We start from the raw sequence: 16,036 nt of genomic DNA on the forward strand, positions 1-16,036 counted from the left end.
GTAAGCGGACATGGCAAACTTTTTTATTAGACGTCCTATTTTCGCCTGGGTCCTGGCTATCATTCTGATGATGGCGGGTGCTCTGGCGATAATGCAACTCCCCGTTGCGCAGTACCCCACGATCGCGCCACCAGCGGTTTCTATTTCTGCGACCTATCCAGGCGCGGATGCACAAACGGTCCAGGATACGGTCACTCAGGTTATCGAACAAAATATGAACGGTATCGATAACCTGATGTATATGTCCTCTACCAGTGACTCTGCCGGTAGCGTAACCATCACCCTGACCTTCCAGTCCGGAACCGATCCGGATATAGCACAGGTTCAGGTGCAAAATAAATTGCAGCTTGCGACGCCTTTACTGCCGCAAGAGGTCCAGCAACAGGGGATTAGCGTTGAAAAATCCAGCAGCAGCTTCTTGATGGTTGCCGGGTTTGTCTCAGATAATCCAACAACTACTCAGGATGATATCTCTGACTATGTCGCCTCTAACGTTAAGGATTCAATCAGCCGTCTGAATGGTGTGGGCGACGTTCAGCTATTTGGCGCGCAATACGCCATGCGTATCTGGCTGGATGCGAATCTGCTAAATAAATACCAACTCACACCGGTTGATGTCATCAATCAGTTAAAAGTACAGAACGATCAAATCGCCGCTGGTCAACTGGGCGGCACACCTGCCCTACCGGGCCAGCAACTTAATGCCTCCATCATTGCACAAACGCGTCTGAAAGATCCGCAAGAGTTTGGCAAGGTCACGCTACGCGTCAATACTGACGGCTCTGTCGTCCATCTCAAGGATGTAGCACGTATTGAGCTTGGCGGTGAAAACTATAACGTTGTGGCACGTATTAATGGTAAACCAGCCTCCGGTCTCGGTATTAAACTGGCGACCGGCGCCAACGCGCTGGATACCGCGACCGCAATTAAAGCAAAACTGGCGGAACTTCAACCTTATTTCCCTGCGGGAATGAAGGTTGTTTATCCTTATGACACGACTCCATTCGTAAAAATTTCTATTCACGAAGTGGTAAAAACGCTGTTTGAGGCGATTATTCTGGTGTTCCTGGTAATGTATCTGTTTTTACAGAACATCCGGGCCACCCTGATCCCTACAATCGCCGTTCCCGTCGTGTTGTTAGGTACGTTTGCGATACTTTCCGCCTTTGGCTATTCCATTAATACCCTGACGATGTTCGGCATGGTGCTGGCGATAGGCCTGTTGGTTGACGATGCGATAGTGGTCGTAGAAAACGTTGAACGCGTGATGGTGGAGGATAATCTTCCGCCCCGGGAGGCGACGGAGAAATCCATGTCGCAGATTCAGGGAGCGTTGGTCGGTATCGCTATGGTACTGTCTGCGGTATTCATCCCGATGGCCTTTTTTGGCGGCTCTACCGGGGCGATTTACCGTCAGTTCTCTATTACTATTGTTTCAGCAATGGCGCTGTCTGTTCTGGTTGCGCTGATTCTGACACCAGCACTGTGCGCTACACTCCTTAAACCCGTCTCTGCTGAACATCACGAGAAAAAAAGTGGCTTCTTTGGCTGGTTCAATGCCAAATTTGACCACAGCGTTAACCACTATACTCACAGCGTTAGCGGCATCGTACGCAATACAGGCCGCTATCTCATTATCTACCTTCTCATTGTCGTGGGAATGGCGGTGTTGTTTTTACGCCTCCCTACTTCCTTCCTGCCGGAAGAAGATCAGGGGGTATTCCTGACCATGATTCAACTCCCTTCTGGCGCTACGCAAGAGCGTACGCAGAAAGTGCTGGATCAAGTCACACACTATTACCTGAATAATGAAAAAGCGAACGTCGAAAGTGTCTTTACTGTAAACGGCTTTAGCTTTAGCGGTCAGGGACAAAACTCGGGGATGGCATTTGTCAGTCTTAAACCGTGGGAAGAGCGTAGCGGTGAAAAAAATAGCGCCGAAGCTGTTATCGCGCGAGCGACACGTGCCTTTAGCCAGATTCGCGACGGACTGGTATTCCCCTTCAACATGCCAGCAATCGTTGAGTTAGGTACGGCGACAGGTTTCGACTTTGAACTGATCGATCAGGGGGGGCTGGGTCACGATGCGTTAACAAAAGCGCGTAACCAGCTCCTGGGTATGGTAGCACAGCATCCTGACCTGCTAGTGCGTGTTCGCCCGAACGGGCTGGAAGACACACCACAGTTTAAGTTGGATGTCGATCAGGAAAAAGCGCAAGCGCTCGGTGTCTCTCTGTCTGATATCAACGAAACCATCTCTGCCGCGTTGGGCGGCTATTATGTCAACGACTTTATCGATCGTGGCAGGGTGAAAAAAGTATACGTTCAGGCTGACGCCCAGTTCCGTATGCTACCAGAAGATATCAATAATCTTTATGTCCGTAGCGCCAATGGTGAGATGGTTCCCTTCTCTACCTTTAGCTCAGCACGATGGATATACGGTTCTCCACGCCTGGAACGTTATAACGGAATGCCATCAATGGAACTGCTCGGTGAAGCAGCGCCAGGACGAAGCACTGGTGAAGCTATGACGTTAATGGAAAATCTGGCCTCCCGGCTACCAAGCGGTATTGGCTATGACTGGACGGGGATGTCGTATCAGGAACGGTTGTCAGGTAACCAGGCACCAGCACTGTATGCTATCTCACTTATCGTCGTGTTCCTCTGCCTTGCCGCACTGTATGAAAGTTGGTCAATTCCGTTCTCGGTAATGCTTGTCGTACCGCTCGGTGTGGTTGGTGCTCTACTTGCAGCATCATTACGCGGCCTGAATAATGACGTTTATTTTCAGGTTGGCTTGTTAACCACTATTGGTCTTTCCGCTAAAAATGCGATCCTGATCGTCGAGTTCGCCAAAGATCTTATGGAAAAAGAAGGCCGCGGATTGATCGAGGCGACGCTGGAGGCATCACGTATGCGTTTACGTCCTATTCTGATGACATCACTGGCCTTTATTCTCGGCGTAATGCCGCTGGTTATCAGCAGGGGCGCAGGTAGCGGGGCACAAAACGCTGTAGGCACAGGGGTTATGGGAGGAATGCTAACCGCAACATTATTAGCTATTTTCTTTGTTCCTGTATTTTTTGTTGTAGTAAAACGCCGATTTAACCGCCATCATGACTAACAAGTAAACCCAGTAAATAGAGGCGTCTTCGGACGCCTTTTTTAAAGGCACGTCTTCAGTACCAGATAACCATCCATTATTCTCCTCTCACCACCTATATCTGTATTCTTCATAATTTTTACAATCCACATGAATTGAGATTATTCCTCATGTCGGTGATTTTTTATGTGGTGGTAAAATACCTTTCGTTTTCGCAGCGCTGAGAACCCGCATTTAACGTTGCGGTGCTTCGCGAAACGCTTATTGATGAGGTAACACCATGAAAAGACTAATTCCAGTTGCATTGCTTGCTACCCTGCTGGCAGGCTGTGCACATGACTCTCCCTGCGTACCGGTTTATGACGATCAGGGACGACTGGTTCATACCAATACATGTATGAAAGGTACAACACAGGATAACTGGGAAACAGCAGGCGCTATTGCTGGCGGCGCTGCGGCGGTGGCAGGGCTGACAATGGGTATCATTGCACTTTCTAAGTGATACATGCAGGCGCGGCAATGCCGCGCTATAACCCTACAAATCGGATGTCTTATAATAACACCGTTAATTTTATTCTCTTTTATATCCAGCTAATAATACGTCCTGCTACCCTCCTGTCATTTTATAATCCGCAGAATTTTCTTTTGCTATATCTATCCCATCTTATAAAGAATAATAATTACTGTGCAAATGCGAATATGTCGTTCAGGCAAAGGCGAACTACACCAGGCGATTTGAAAAAATCGTGGAATATAAAAGACTATAAACGCGCAAGTGATAACCAGAGCACAATGCTTATCCGTCTTTAAACAAGGTGTTTTTTGCACTGGGCCCACAGGCCTGATGACGCTGCGCTTATCAGGCCTGCACATTTCCGGTCACCACAGATCCCCATTCTGACGAACGTTTTTTCACTTGTCTGATGTCAGGCAGTTTATTGACGCACGTCCTGCCCGCCACAACATGGCCATTGCTGCACAACATTCAAATCCTGTTCCCGCCTGAGTTGTCCTCTTCAGGAGAACCTTCATTGACAGACCAGAGGCAAAACAAAAGGCCCTGTCGGAAGACAGGGCCTTTTGTTTTGTTTGATGTCTGGCAGTTCCCTACTCTCGCATGGGGAGACCCCACACTACCATCGGCGCTACGGCGTTTCACTTCTGAGTTCGGCATGGGGTCAGGTGGGACCACCGCGCTACGGCCGCCAGACAAATTCTTTTTAAATGCCAAACTTTAACCATATTAACTGGTGCTGATACCCAGAGTCGAACTGGGGACCTCACCCTTACCAAGGGTGCGCTCTACCAACTGAGCCATATCAGCACACTAAATTTGATGCCTGGCAGTTCCCTACTCTCGCATGGGGAGACCCCACACTACCATCGGCGCTACGGCGTTTCACTTCTGAGTTCGGCATGGGGTCAGGTGGGACCACCGCGCTAGTGCCGCCAGGCAAATTCTTGTGCTCGGTACGCAATACTTTATCGCATCAGCGGCGTTGGCTGCACTCGTAAAGTCAGTCACATACTTCAGTATGCTCCTTCCTTTCCTTCGCTTGCCGCCTTGCTGCTGCGCAAATTATTGCGTACTACAATCCGGAATCTGAGCTGAAAATTGTTCGTCTTCTCAATCCGCCAAAACATCTTCGGCGTTGTAAGGTTAAGCCTCACGGTTCATTAGTACCGGTTAGCTCAACGCATCGCTGCGCTTACACACCCGGCCTATCAACGTCGTCGTCTTCAACGTTCCTTCAGGAGACTTAAAGTCTCAGGGAAGATTCATCTCGGGGCAAGTTTCGTGCTTAGATGCTTTCAGCACTTATCTCTTCCGCATTTAGCTACCGGGCAGTGCCATTGGCATGACAACCCGAACACCAGTGATGCGTCCACTCCGGTCCTCTCGTACTAGGAGCAGCCCCCCTCAATCTTCCAGCGCCCACGGCAGATAGGGACCGAACTGTCTCACGACGTTCTAAACCCAGCTCGCGTACCACTTTAAATGGCGAACAGCCATACCCTTGGGACCTACTTCAGCCCCAGGATGTGATGAGCCGACATCGAGGTGCCAAACACCGCCGTCGATATGAACTCTTGGGCGGTATCAGCCTGTTATCCCCGGAGTACCTTTTATCCGTTGAGCGATGGCCCTTCCATTCAGAACCACCGGATCACTATGACCTGCTTTCGCACCTGCTCGCGCCGTCACGCTCGCAGTCAAGCTGGCTTATGCCATTGCACTAACCTCCTGATGTCCGACCAGGATTAGCCAACCTTCGTGCTCCTCCGTTACTCTTTGGGAGGAGACCGCCCCAGTCAAACTACCCACCAGACACTGTCTGCAACCCCGGTCAGGGGCCCACGTTAGAACACCAGCCATTAAAGGGTGGTATTTCAAGGACGGCTCCACGCAGACTGGCGTCCACGCTTCAAAGCCTCCCACCTATCCTGCACATCAAGGACCAGTGTTCAGTGTCAAGCTATAGTAAAGGTTCACGGGGTCTTTCCGTCTTGCCGCGGGTACACTGCATCTTCACAGCGAGTTCAATTTCACTGAGTCTCGGGTGGAGACAGCCTGGCCATCATTACGCCATTCGTGCAGGTCGGAACTTACCCGACAAGGAATTTCGCTACCTTAGGACCGTTATAGTTACGGCCGCCGTTTACCGGGGCTTCGATCAGGAGCTTCGCTTGCGCTGACCCCATCAATTAACCTTCCGGCACCGGGCAGGCGTCACACCGTATACGTCCACTTTCGTGTTTGCACAGTGCTGTGTTTTTAATAAACAGTTGCAGCCAGCTGGTATCTTCGACTGACTTCAGCTCCACGGGTAAACCGCTTCACCTACATGTCAGCGTGCCTTCTCCCGAAGTTACGGCACCATTTTGCCTAGTTCCTTCACCCGAGTTCTCTCAAGCGCCTTGGTATTCTCTACCTGACCACCTGTGTCGGTTTGGGGTACGATTTGATGTTACCTGACGCTTAGAGGCTTTTCCTGGAAGCAGGGCATTTGTTGCTTCAGCACCGTGGTGCCTCGTCGTCACGCCTCAGCCTTGATTTTCCGGATTTGCCTGGAAAACCAGCCTACACGCTTAAACCGGGACAACCGTCGCCCGGCCAACATAGCCTTCTCCGTCCCCCCTTCGCAGTAACACCAAGTACGGGAATATTAACCCGTTTCCCATCGACTACGCCTTTCGGCCTCGCCTTAGGGGTCGACTCACCCTGCCCCGATTAACGTTGGACAGGAACCCTTGGTCTTCCGGCGAGCGGGCTTTTCACCCGCTTTATCGTTACTTATGTCAGCATTCGCACTTCTGATACCTCCAGCAACCCTCACAGGCCACCTTCAACGGCTTACAGAACGCTCCCCTACCCAACAACACTTGCGTGCCGCTGCCGCAGCTTCGGTGCATGGTTTAGCCCCGTTACATCTTCCGCGCAGGCCGACTCGACCAGTGAGCTATTACGCTTTCTTTAAATGATGGCTGCTTCTAAGCCAACATCCTGGCTGTCTGGGCCTTCCCACATCGTTTCCCACTTAACCATGACTTTGGGACCTTAGCTGGCGGTCTGGGTTGTTTCCCTCTTCACGACGGACGTTAGCACCCGCCGTGTGTCTCCCGTGATAACATTCTCCGGTATTCGCAGTTTGCATCGGGTTGGTAAGCCGGGATGGCCCCCTAGCCGAAACAGTGCTCTACCCCCGGAGATGAGTTCACGAGGCGCTACCTAAATAGCTTTCGGGGAGAACCAGCTATCTCCCGGTTTGATTGGCCTTTCACCCCCAGCCACAGGTCATCCGCTAATTTTTCAACATTAGTCGGTTCGGTCCTCCAGTTAGTGTTACCCAACCTTCAACCTGCCCATGGCTAGATCACCGGGTTTCGGGTCTATACCCTGCAACTTAACGCCCAATTAAGACTCGGTTTCCCTCCGGCTCCCCTATTCGGTTAACCTTGCTACAGAATATAAGTCGCTGACCCATTATACAAAAGGTACGCAGTCACACAGGTAAACCTGTGCTCCCACTGCTTGTACGTACACGGTTTCAGGTTCTTTTTCACTCCCCTCGCCGGGGTTCTTTTCGCCTTTCCCTCACGGTACTGGTTCACTATCGGTCAGTCAGGAGTATTTAGCCTTGGAGGATGGTCCCCCCATATTCAGACAGGATACCACGTGTCCCGCCCTACTCATCGAGCTCACACCAGGTGCATTTTCGTGTACGGGGCTCTCACCCTGTATCGCGTGCCTTTCCAGACACTTCCACTAACACACCTGCTGATTCAGGCTCTGGGCTCCTCCCCGTTCGCTCGCCGCTACTGGGGGAATCTCGGTTGATTTCTTTTCCTCGGGGTACTTAGATGTTTCAGTTCCCCCGGTTCGCCTCATTAACCTATGGATTCAGTTAATGATAGTGTGACGAGTCACACTGGGTTTCCCCATTCGGACATCGCCGGGTCAAGGGTTCATATCACCTCGCCGGCGCTTTTCGCAGATTAGCACGTCCTTCATCGCCTCTGACTGCCAGGGCATCCACCGTGTACGCTTGGTCGCTTAACCTCACAACCCGAAGATGTTTCTCTTCGTGTTGCGATAATTGAGAGACTCACGAACAACTTTCGTTGTTCTGTGTTTCAATTTTCAGCTTGATCCAGATTTTTAAAGAGCAAATATCTCAAACGTGACTCGTAAGTCAGTTTTGAGATATTAAGGCCGGTGACTTTCACTCACAAACCAGCAAGTGGCGTCCCCTAGGGGATTCGAACCCCTGTTACCGCCGTGAAAGGGCGGTGTCCTGGGCCTCTAGACGAAGGGGACACGAAAATTGCTTATCACGCGCTGCGTGATATTTTCGTGTAGGGTGAGCTTTCATTAATAGAAAGCGAACGGCCTTATTTCTTCAGCCTCACTCCCAACGCGTAAACGCCTTGCTTTTTACTTTTCATCAGACAATCTGTGTGAGCACTGCAAAGACCGTTTCTTTCAGGTAAGGAGGTGATCCAACCGCAGGTTCCCCTACGGTTACCTTGTTACGACTTCACCCCAGTCATGAATCACAAAGTGGTAAGCGCCCTCCCGGAGGTTAAGCTACCTACTTCTTTTGCAACCCACTCCCATGGTGTGACGGGCGGTGTGTACAAGGCCCGGGAACGTATTCACCGTGGCATTCTGATCCACGATTACTAGCGATTCCGACTTCATGGAGTCGAGTTGCAGACTCCAATCCGGACTACGACGCACTTTATGAGGTCCGCTTGCTCTCGCGAGGTCGCTTCTCTTTGTATGCGCCATTGTAGCACGTGTGTAGCCCTGGTCGTAAGGGCCATGATGACTTGACGTCATCCCCACCTTCCTCCAGTTTATCACTGGCAGTCTCCTTTGAGTTCCCGACCTAATCGCTGGCAACAAAGGATAAGGGTTGCGCTCGTTGCGGGACTTAACCCAACATTTCACAACACGAGCTGACGACAGCCATGCAGCACCTGTCTCACAGTTCCCGAAGGCACCCTCGTATCTCTACAAGGTTCTGTGGATGTCAAGACCAGGTAAGGTTCTTCGCGTTGCATCGAATTAAACCACATGCTCCACCGCTTGTGCGGGCCCCCGTCAATTCATTTGAGTTTTAACCTTGCGGCCGTACTCCCCAGGCGGTCGACTTAACGCGTTAGCTCCGGAAGCCACGCCTCAAGGGCACAACCTCCAAGTCGACATCGTTTACGGCGTGGACTACCAGGGTATCTAATCCTGTTTGCTCCCCACGCTTTCGCACCTGAGCGTCAGTCTTCGTCCAGGGGGCCGCCTTCGCCACCGGTATTCCTCCAGATCTCTACGCATTTCACCGCTACACCTGGAATTCTACCCCCCTCTACGAGACTCAAGCCTGCCAGTTTCGGATGCAGTTCCCAGGTTGAGCCCGGGGATTTCACATCCGACTTGACAGACCGCCTGCGTGCGCTTTACGCCCAGTAATTCCGATTAACGCTTGCACCCTCCGTATTACCGCGGCTGCTGGCACGGAGTTAGCCGGTGCTTCTTCTGCGGGTAACGTCAATCAACAAGGTTATTAACCTTGTCGCCTTCCTCCCCGCTGAAAGTACTTTACAACCCGAAGGCCTTCTTCATACACGCGGCATGGCTGCATCAGGCTTGCGCCCATTGTGCAATATTCCCCACTGCTGCCTCCCGTAGGAGTCTGGACCGTGTCTCAGTTCCAGTGTGGCTGGTCATCCTCTCAGACCAGCTAGGGATCGTCGCCTTGGTGGGCCGTTACCCCACCAACAAGCTAATCCCATCTGGGCACATCTGATGGCAAGAGGCCCGAAGGTCCCCCTCTTTGGTCTTGCGACGTTATGCGGTATTAGCCACCGTTTCCAGTAGTTATCCCCCTCCACCAGGCAGTTTCCCAGACATTACTCACCCGTCCGCCACTCGTCAGCAAAGCAGCAAGCTGCTTCCTGTTACCGTTCGACTTGCATGTGTTAGGCCTGCCGCCAGCGTTCAATCTGAGCCATGATCAAACTCTTCAATTTAAAAGTTTGATGCTCGTGAATTAAACTTCGTAATGAATTACGTGTTCACTCTTGAGACTTGGTATTCATTTTTCGTCCGAGGACGTCAAGAATCCGTATCTTCGAGTGCCCACACAGATTGTCTGATAAATTGTTAAAGAGCAGTTGCGACGCGGCTTTCAGCTCACCGTCGCGAGGTGGCGTATATTACGCTTTCCTCTTTCAGAGTCAACCCTGAATTTCAGGATTTTTCTCTTCAACCGGCCGGCTGTTTGTGTGAAGTGATTCACATCCGCCGTGTCGATGGAGGCGCATTATAGGGATCCCATTTTTTTGCACAAGCGTTTTTTGGATCTTTTTTTCTGTTTGTTGATTTTTCACCCCTTTCGCTCCATTCCTGCGCAAACTGACGCTTTTTTGATAGCTTTCCCTCTTGCACAACGCCGACAAAGCAACCAAAGTCTTCATGACTGTTCATTTATAATGAGGTAGACATGTCTGACACATTACGTCCTTATAAAGATCTTTTTCCTGACATCGGCCAGCGCGTGATGATCGATGCCAGCAGCGTGGTTATTGGCGATGTCCGTCTGGCAGATGATGTTGGGATCTGGCCTCTTGTTGTTATTCGTGGTGATGTAAATTACGTCGCGATAGGCGCTCGTACAAATATTCAGGATGGTAGTGTTCTTCACGTAACTCATAAGTCCGCATCGAATCCACAAGGCAATCCATTAATCGTCGGAGAAGATGTTACCGTGGGTCATAAAGTCATGTTGCATGGCTGTACTATCGGTAACCGTGTACTGGTAGGTATGGGTTCCATTGTGCTGGATGATGCAGTAATAGAAGATGAGGTAATGATCGGCGCGGGGAGTCTGGTGCCACAGCACAAACGGCTGGAAAGCGGATATTTATACCTTGGGAGCCCCGTAAAACAGATCCGTCCCCTGAGCGAGACTGAGAGAGCAGGTCTGCGTTACTCTGCCAATAACTATGTAAAATGGAAGGATGAATATCTTTCTCAGGATAACCAGACCCAACCGTGATCGTCCTCTTGCTGGGCCAGGATTAACGCTTCAGCTTCTTCTTCCAGGTCCCAGCGATATATACGAAAAACGGCTAACCACTGTTCCGGCGTTTCTCCGCCAAAGCGATGCGCCAGTACGTCTCCTTTTACGGCGCACGTTAACTGGGCGCCATTGACCAGGACGGGAAAGACGATAGCGCTGACGTCAGTGTTCCACTCTTCACGGTCAGGGAACTGTATGGCCTGGTTCACGCTGATAATTCCTGTTGCAGCAACGTAATCACTGGATCGACCTCCGGTAATACTCCGTGCCAAAGTAAAACAGCATGTGCCGCCTGCCCCACCAGCATTCCCAGCCCATCTGCATATCGCTTTGCTCCCTGTTGTACACACCAGGAGAGAAATGGCGTATTCCCTTTTTGATAGAACATATCATAGCAACAGAGGGAAGAATGAATAAGAGACGCCGGGATTGCCGGGATTTCGCCCTGTATACCACTGGAGGTTGCATTAACAATCAGATCAAACTCACAACCATCCAACTTATCCATATCTGTGGCATGAACACTGCCGGTATGAGCAAAGAGTTGCGCCAATTCTTCGGCACGTGAAGCTGTTCGGTTAGTGATAGTGACCGCGCAATCCAGAGAAAGCAGAGGTAACAATACGCCCCGTGATGCGCCGCCCGCGCCAATCAGCAAAACACGCCATCCTGGCTGGATAAAATTTAAACGTTCTAGATCGCTTAACAAACCTATGCCGTCGGTATTATCGCCAAGCAAACGACCATCTTCCAGCCGTTTTAGCGTATTGACAGCTCCCGCAAGCGATGCTCTCTCCGTTAATTCATCCGCTCGTGCAAACGCCTCCTCTTTAAAAGGTACCGTCACGTTAGCTCCTTTCCCGCCGGCGGCAAAAAAGCCATTAAGCGTATTAATAAAATCATTAATGGGAGCCAGTACGCGGCCATAGGGATGAATAATATTCAGTTGCTGAGCAAACTGCTGATGAATAAACGGCGATTTACTGTGCGCAATCGGGTTTCCAAAAACAGCATAGGTTTCCATCTTGTTATCCTTGTCGAAACAGTTCGCCCGTCAGGGCATCACGAATTTCCGAAGGATTCACACGTCCACCCGTTTCGCCTTCGACCACCGGGAAATCATTGCCAAATTGCGCACGCACTTCTTCAACGGTACGGCATGGCGGTAATCCGCTCAGGTTAGCGCTGGTAGAAACCAACGGTTTACCATACGCATTGCATAGTGCTATTACCAACGGATGGTCGGTAACTCGGACGGCCAGAGAATTAAAACGTCCCGTCAGCCAACGCGGTGTTGTGGCTGGCGCAGGGAAAACAAACGTTACCGGCCCAGGCCAGCAGTCAAATACCACTTTACGCTGTACCGCGGTAAGTATGCTGTCATCAATATACGGTTTTAACTGCGCAAAACTGGCAGCAATTAAAATTAACCCCTTATCAACAGGACGCTGTTTTAGTTCCAGCAGACGCGTAACGGCCACTTCGCTATCAGGATCGCATCCGACGCCGAAAACAGCTTCTGTTGGATACGCGATGACATTTTCTTTATTCAGAACCTCTATCGCCGCAGCGATGGATTCCGTTGGCAGGTTATTATTCACTTTTTTGTTCCGCCGGAACCGGCTTTCCACATTGTTTACTGGCGCAAAAGCGCTTTACGCTCTGTGCGGTTTTCTTTTCTATGAGTAGCGGATAATGACACTCCGGGCACTCTCCGGCTACGGGTTTATAGTTAATGGCAAATTGACACTCTGGATAGCGATCGCAGGAATGAAAAGTTTTGCCATAACGAGAGCGGCGTTGGACCAGATGACCTTTTTGACATTGTGGACAAACGATTGCAGTTTCATCGGGTTTATCAATGAGTTCAGTATGCTCACAAATGGGATACTCGCTACATCCGATAAACATGCCAAAACGTCCCTGCCGCAACACCAACACGGCGCCGCAATTAGGGCAAAGTTTACCCTCCAGAACTTTGACAATATGTCCGTCAGCAGACGACTTTAGCGGACGAACATAATCACATTCCGGATAGTGAGAACAGCCGAGAAACGGACCATGCTTCCCGGATCGAATTACCAGTTCAGCCCCACACTGCGGGCAGGGCTCATTTTTACGCACCGAAAACAGTGCTGATTTAGCCATATTTACTCATGCTGCATTAACACCTATTAATGCAGCATACCTTCATTTACCTCAAAGAGTAATTCTTCCATTTGCTGGTATGCATTTTCACAGCCCGGAATATTGAATAACACCATCAAAATAACCCATTTCAGGTCTTCCAGGTCGAACTCTGCGGTATCCAGCGCCAGTACGCGCTCAATCACCATTTCTCGTGTTTCGAGGCTTAGCACCTGAATTTGCTCAAGGAATAGCAGGAATCCACGGCAACTGGCATCAAGTCTGTCACACTCTTCAACCGTATAAATACGCATTGATAGAGGGTCGGAAGCAAGTTGCATGGGCTCCGCAAGGCCATCCTGATAGTCAGCGAGTTTTTCCAGCCACAGCAGCGCATTGTAGATGTCTTCGCGATCGAATCCAGCATCGGTAAGATCCCGCTCCAGTCTGTCCTGATCTACGCGCAGCTCGGCTTCATTATGGATGTATGTTTCAAACAAATACATTAGTACGTCGAACATGGCTTGCCCTCCTTAATCGGACATAGCCGCCGGGTACAGCTGCGATCCATCCTGCTAACTCCAGTTCGAGTAGCTGAGCCACTACCGCTGGCACAGGTTGGCCGGCACGTTCAGCGACGACGTCAACAGGTGTTACCTCATCTCCTACGTTAGCCAGGAGCTCAGGAAATGGCAATGCCACCTCATTCTGATTTAGTGAATAAAGTGAATTTTCCGGCGTAACTGGCAACCACCGTAAGCCGCATTGCAAGTTTTCCAGAATATCCTCCGGCGTCGTCACAAGCGTAGCCCCCTGTTTAATTAACCAGTGCGTGCCTTCACTTCCCGGGCTACCCATGGGACCGGGTATCGCAAAGACGTCTCGTCCCTGCTCAAGCGCACAACGTGCCGTCACCAACGAACCACTGCGTGACGCCGCCTCAATCACCAGAACACCTTTGCTCAGCCCACTGATGATTCGATTTCTACGTGGAAAGTTTTGCGGCAATGGCGGTGTAGAAAGTGGAAATTCTGAGACCACAGCGCCACCGGCGGCAATCAAATTTTCCGCCAGCATAGCATGCCGACGCGGGTAAATCTTTGCCAGGCCATTCCCCAACACCGCTACACTTTTGCCACCAACGCTTAACGCAGCATTGTGTGCAATGCCATCAATCCCCCGGGCCAAACCGCTGGTTATCGTCAATCCACTTTTTGCAAGGCTTTCGCAGAACAGACGTCCCCAACGTTCGCCATACCAGGAGAATGTCCGGCTCCCTACAACAGCAAGCTGACAGGTATGCAAGCTGGTGGGATCGCCGTCAATAAAAATAGCGCCGGGATAATCGTCAATAGCACGCAGTTGGGGAGGATAAATCTCACTATCCGCACACAGAAAATGGTGCTGCGGTAGTTCAAGCCAGCGTAACGTCTCTTCAAGCGCACCTGCTGGAAGCTGTAAAAAACGTTCAGCTTGCCGCGCGGTAAGACCAACGTGCTGGAGATGCGCGTGATTCATTTGAGGCTGGTGAATAAGCAAATTTGCAATCTTTAACATCGCCTCGCCATAAAGGTCGCCGACGTACATTAAACGTAACCAAATTTCGGTGCGGGTCATCCCTCCCCTCCCCTGCCACAAGCAGTTTGAACAATCTTTGCGATTGGTCACTGATGCTGTCAATCAGGTGGGGATTTGTCTAGAATAGAGGTAATAATCTTTTCAACTCCTGAACACGACTCTGGATAATTATGTCAGTTTTGCAAGTGTTACATATTCCGGACGAGCGCCTTCGCAAAGTCGCAAAGCCGGTTGAAGAAGTGAATGCAGAAATTCAGCGTATCGTTGATGATATGTTCGAGACGATGTACGCGGAAGAAGGTATTGGTCTGGCAGCAACGCAGGTCGATATCCACCAGCGGATCATCGTGATTGACGTTTCGGAAAACCGCGATGAGCGGCTGGTACTCATTAACCCGGAGTTGCTGGAGAAAAGTGGCGAAACGGGTATCGAAGAAGGCTGTCTGTCAATTCCGGAACAGCGCGCTTTAGTACCGCGCGCCGAGAAAGTGAAAATTCGCGCGCTGGATCGCGAAGGCAAACCGTTTGAGCTTGAGGCTGATGGTTTGCTGGCAATCTGTATCCAGCATGAGATGGATCACCTTGTCGGTAAGTTGTTTATCGATTATCTGTCGCCGCTGAAGCAACAACGTATTCGTCAGAAAGTAGAAAAACTCGACCGCCTGAATGCCCGGGCTTAAAGGACAAGAACCAACGTGTCAGACTCACTACGTATTATTTTTGCGGGTACACCTGACTTTGCAGCGCGTCATCTTGACGCGCTGCTAACTTCTGGACATAACGTTGTCGGCGTATTTACCCAACCCGACCGTCCAGCAGGCCGCGGCAAAAAGTTGATGCCCAGCCCGGTAAAAGTGCTGGCAGAAGAGAAAGGCCTGGCCATTTTCCAGCCCGCGTCGCTTCGTCCTCAGGAAAACCAACATCTGGTTGCTGATTTACATGCGGATGTAATGGTAGTGGTTGCGTATGGCCTGATTCTTCCCAAATCGGTATTAGATATGCCGAGACTCGGGTGTATCAACGTGCATGGCTCCTTGCTTCCACGCTGGCGCGGTGCCGCCCCGATTCAACGCTCTCTGTGGGCAGGTGATGCCGAGACGGGTGTGACTATCATGCAAATGGACGTTGGGTTGGACACTGGTGATATGTTGCACAAGCTGGCCTGCCCCATTACGCCGGAAGATACCAGTGGTTCGCTCTATAATAAACTGGCCGAGCTTGGCCCGCAGGGGCTTATCGAAACGCTTAAGCAACTGGCTGACGGTACGGTAAAACCAGAAGTGCAGGATGAAGCGCTTGTCACGTATGCCGAAAAACTCAGCAAAGAAGAAGCCCGTATAGACTGGTCGATGTCTGCCGCTCAACTGGAGCGCTGTATTCGTGCTTTCAATCCCTGGCCTATGAGCTGGATTGAAATTGACGGGCAGCCAGTTAAAGTCTGGGGTGCCTCGGTGATTGACTCTGCGTGTCAGGCGGAGCCAGGAACTATCCTGGACGCAACTAAGCAGGGAATTCAGGTAGCAACAGGCAACGGTATTCTCAATCTGCTCTCGCTACAACCTGCAGGGAAAAAGGCGATGAGTGCCCAGGATCTTTTAAATTCACGTCGGGAATGGTTTGTTCCTGGCAACCGTCTGGCCTGACG

Annotated in this window: 12 protein-coding genes, 2 tRNA genes and 4 rRNA genes; 5 read left to right on the top strand and 13 right to left on the bottom strand. The window is 50.8% G+C overall.

What is annotated here, in order from left to right; translation table 11 throughout:
- Positions 1-10 precede the first annotated feature (10 nt).
- Together SBG_RS15590 and SBG_RS15595 are read left to right on the top strand one after the other, a co-directional pair.
- Positions 11-3,124, top strand: coding sequence for an efflux RND transporter permease subunit (locus SBG_RS15590; RefSeq protein WP_001273294.1), 3,114 nt, complete (start codon positions 11-13; stop codon positions 3,122-3,124).
- Between the two features lie 259 nt (positions 3,125-3,383).
- On the top strand, positions 3,384-3,605 hold the full coding sequence (locus SBG_RS15595; RefSeq protein ID WP_000825633.1) for a putative periplasmic lipoprotein: 222 nt from the start codon (positions 3,384-3,386) through the stop codon (positions 3,603-3,605).
- Positions 3,606-4,197: 592 nt separating this feature from the next.
- Here the strand turns inward: SBG_RS15595 and rrf (SBG_RS15600) are convergent.
- The 7 genes from rrf (SBG_RS15600) to SBG_RS15630 all read right to left on the bottom strand — a co-directional run bounded on the left by rrf (SBG_RS15600) (position 4,198) and on the right by SBG_RS15630 (position 10,081).
- Positions 4,198-4,313: ribosomal RNA gene (rrf, locus tag SBG_RS15600) — 5S ribosomal RNA — on the bottom strand.
- Positions 4,314-4,351: 38 nt separating this feature from the next.
- Positions 4,352-4,427, bottom strand: a tRNA-Thr gene (locus tag SBG_RS15605).
- A gap of 14 nt (positions 4,428-4,441) precedes the next feature.
- Positions 4,442-4,557: ribosomal RNA gene (rrf, locus tag SBG_RS15610) — 5S ribosomal RNA — on the bottom strand.
- Between the two features lie 202 nt (positions 4,558-4,759).
- Positions 4,760-7,664: ribosomal RNA gene (locus tag SBG_RS15615) — 23S ribosomal RNA — on the bottom strand.
- Between the two features lie 182 nt (positions 7,665-7,846).
- Positions 7,847-7,922 (bottom strand) — tRNA-Glu (locus tag SBG_RS15620).
- Between the two features lie 170 nt (positions 7,923-8,092).
- A 16S ribosomal RNA gene (locus SBG_RS15625) occupies positions 8,093-9,634 on the bottom strand.
- The 16S, 23S and 5S rRNA genes sit together here with 2 tRNA genes alongside, the layout of an rRNA operon.
- A 207-nt stretch (positions 9,635-9,841) precedes the next feature.
- Positions 9,842-10,081: a hypothetical protein gene (locus SBG_RS15630; protein ID WP_000855184.1), complete on the bottom strand. Its 240-nt coding sequence runs from the start codon at positions 10,079-10,081 to the stop codon at positions 9,842-9,844.
- Between the two features lie 26 nt (positions 10,082-10,107).
- On the opposite strand from SBG_RS15630, the gene SBG_RS15635 reads away from it, so the two are divergent.
- A complete protein-coding gene (locus SBG_RS15635) occupies positions 10,108-10,662 on the top strand; it encodes a gamma carbonic anhydrase family protein (RefSeq protein WP_001285625.1) in 555 nt (184 codons plus the stop codon).
- Here SBG_RS15635 and SBG_RS15640 read toward each other — a convergent pair.
- The 6 genes from SBG_RS15640 to dprA are packed head-to-tail and all read right to left on the bottom strand — an operon-like array spanning position 10,638 to position 14,430.
- A complete protein-coding gene (locus SBG_RS15640; protein ID WP_001070588.1) occupies positions 10,638-10,895 on the bottom strand; it encodes a DUF1488 family protein in 258 nt (85 codons plus the stop codon). The two genes, SBG_RS15635 and SBG_RS15640, sit on opposite strands and share 25 nt — an antisense overlap.
- Entirely contained in the window at positions 10,892-11,710 is an 819-nt protein-coding gene (aroE, locus tag SBG_RS15645; RefSeq protein WP_000451257.1) for a shikimate dehydrogenase, read from the bottom strand. The genes SBG_RS15640 and aroE overlap by 4 nt, the downstream gene beginning before the upstream one ends.
- Positions 11,711-11,714: 4 nt before the next feature.
- Positions 11,715-12,287 carry an L-threonylcarbamoyladenylate synthase type 1 TsaC gene (gene tsaC, locus SBG_RS15650; RefSeq protein ID WP_001063611.1) on the bottom strand — a complete coding sequence of 191 codons (573 nt, stop codon included), beginning with the start codon at positions 12,285-12,287 and terminating at the stop codon, positions 11,715-11,717.
- Positions 12,280-12,834: a DNA topoisomerase family protein gene (locus SBG_RS15655; protein WP_001129706.1), complete on the bottom strand. Its 555-nt coding sequence runs from the start codon at positions 12,832-12,834 to the stop codon at positions 12,280-12,282. Before SBG_RS15655 ends, tsaC begins: the two co-directional genes overlap by 8 nt.
- Positions 12,835-12,860: 26 nt before the next feature.
- Positions 12,861-13,334, bottom strand: coding sequence for a DUF494 family protein Smg (smg, locus tag SBG_RS15660; RefSeq protein ID WP_000460661.1), 474 nt, complete (start codon positions 13,332-13,334; stop codon positions 12,861-12,863).
- Positions 13,306-14,430 carry a DNA-protecting protein DprA gene (gene dprA / locus SBG_RS15665; protein WP_000198663.1) on the bottom strand — a complete coding sequence of 375 codons (1,125 nt, stop codon included), beginning with the start codon at positions 14,428-14,430 and terminating at the stop codon, positions 13,306-13,308. The genes smg and dprA overlap by 29 nt, the downstream gene beginning before the upstream one ends.
- A gap of 131 nt (positions 14,431-14,561) precedes the next feature.
- Between dprA and def the strand changes: the two genes are divergently transcribed.
- Together def and fmt are read left to right on the top strand one after the other, a co-directional pair.
- Entirely contained in the window at positions 14,562-15,071 is a 510-nt protein-coding gene (def, locus tag SBG_RS15670; protein WP_000114989.1) for a peptide deformylase, read from the top strand.
- Positions 15,072-15,086: 15 nt separating this feature from the next.
- Positions 15,087-16,034 carry a methionyl-tRNA formyltransferase gene (fmt, locus tag SBG_RS15675; RefSeq protein WP_001285162.1) on the top strand — a complete coding sequence of 316 codons (948 nt, stop codon included), beginning with the start codon at positions 15,087-15,089 and terminating at the stop codon, positions 16,032-16,034.
- The last annotated feature ends 2 nt before the right edge of the window (positions 16,035-16,036 follow it).

This window comes from Salmonella bongori NCTC 12419, from assembly GCF_000252995.1.
Classification (GTDB): domain Bacteria; phylum Pseudomonadota; class Gammaproteobacteria; order Enterobacterales; family Enterobacteriaceae; genus Salmonella; species Salmonella bongori.

What these genes read in the sequence shown, in the direction of transcription:
- SBG_RS15590 (WP_001273294.1), top strand. Translation starts at nt 11, where the DNA reads ATGGCAAACTTTTTTATTAGACGTCCTATTTTCGCCTGGGTCCTGGCT.
- SBG_RS15595 (WP_000825633.1), top strand. Translation starts at nt 3,384, where the DNA reads ATGAAAAGACTAATTCCAGTTGCATTGCTTGCTACCCTGCTGGCAGGC.
- SBG_RS15630 (WP_000855184.1), bottom strand. Translation starts at nt 10,081, where the DNA reads ATGAAGACTTTGGTTGCTTTGTCGGCGTTGTGCAAGAGGGAAAGCTAT.
- SBG_RS15635 (WP_001285625.1), top strand. Translation starts at nt 10,108, where the DNA reads ATGTCTGACACATTACGTCCTTATAAAGATCTTTTTCCTGACATCGGC.
- aroE (WP_000451257.1), bottom strand. Translation starts at nt 11,710, where the DNA reads ATGGAAACCTATGCTGTTTTTGGAAACCCGATTGCGCACAGTAAATCG.
- SBG_RS15655 (WP_001129706.1), bottom strand. Translation starts at nt 12,834, where the DNA reads ATGGCTAAATCAGCACTGTTTTCGGTGCGTAAAAATGAGCCCTGCCCG.
- smg (WP_000460661.1), bottom strand. Translation starts at nt 13,334, where the DNA reads ATGTTCGACGTACTAATGTATTTGTTTGAAACATACATCCATAATGAA.
- dprA (WP_000198663.1), bottom strand. Translation starts at nt 14,430, where the DNA reads ATGACCCGCACCGAAATTTGGTTACGTTTAATGTACGTCGGCGACCTT.
- def (WP_000114989.1), top strand. Translation starts at nt 14,562, where the DNA reads ATGTCAGTTTTGCAAGTGTTACATATTCCGGACGAGCGCCTTCGCAAA.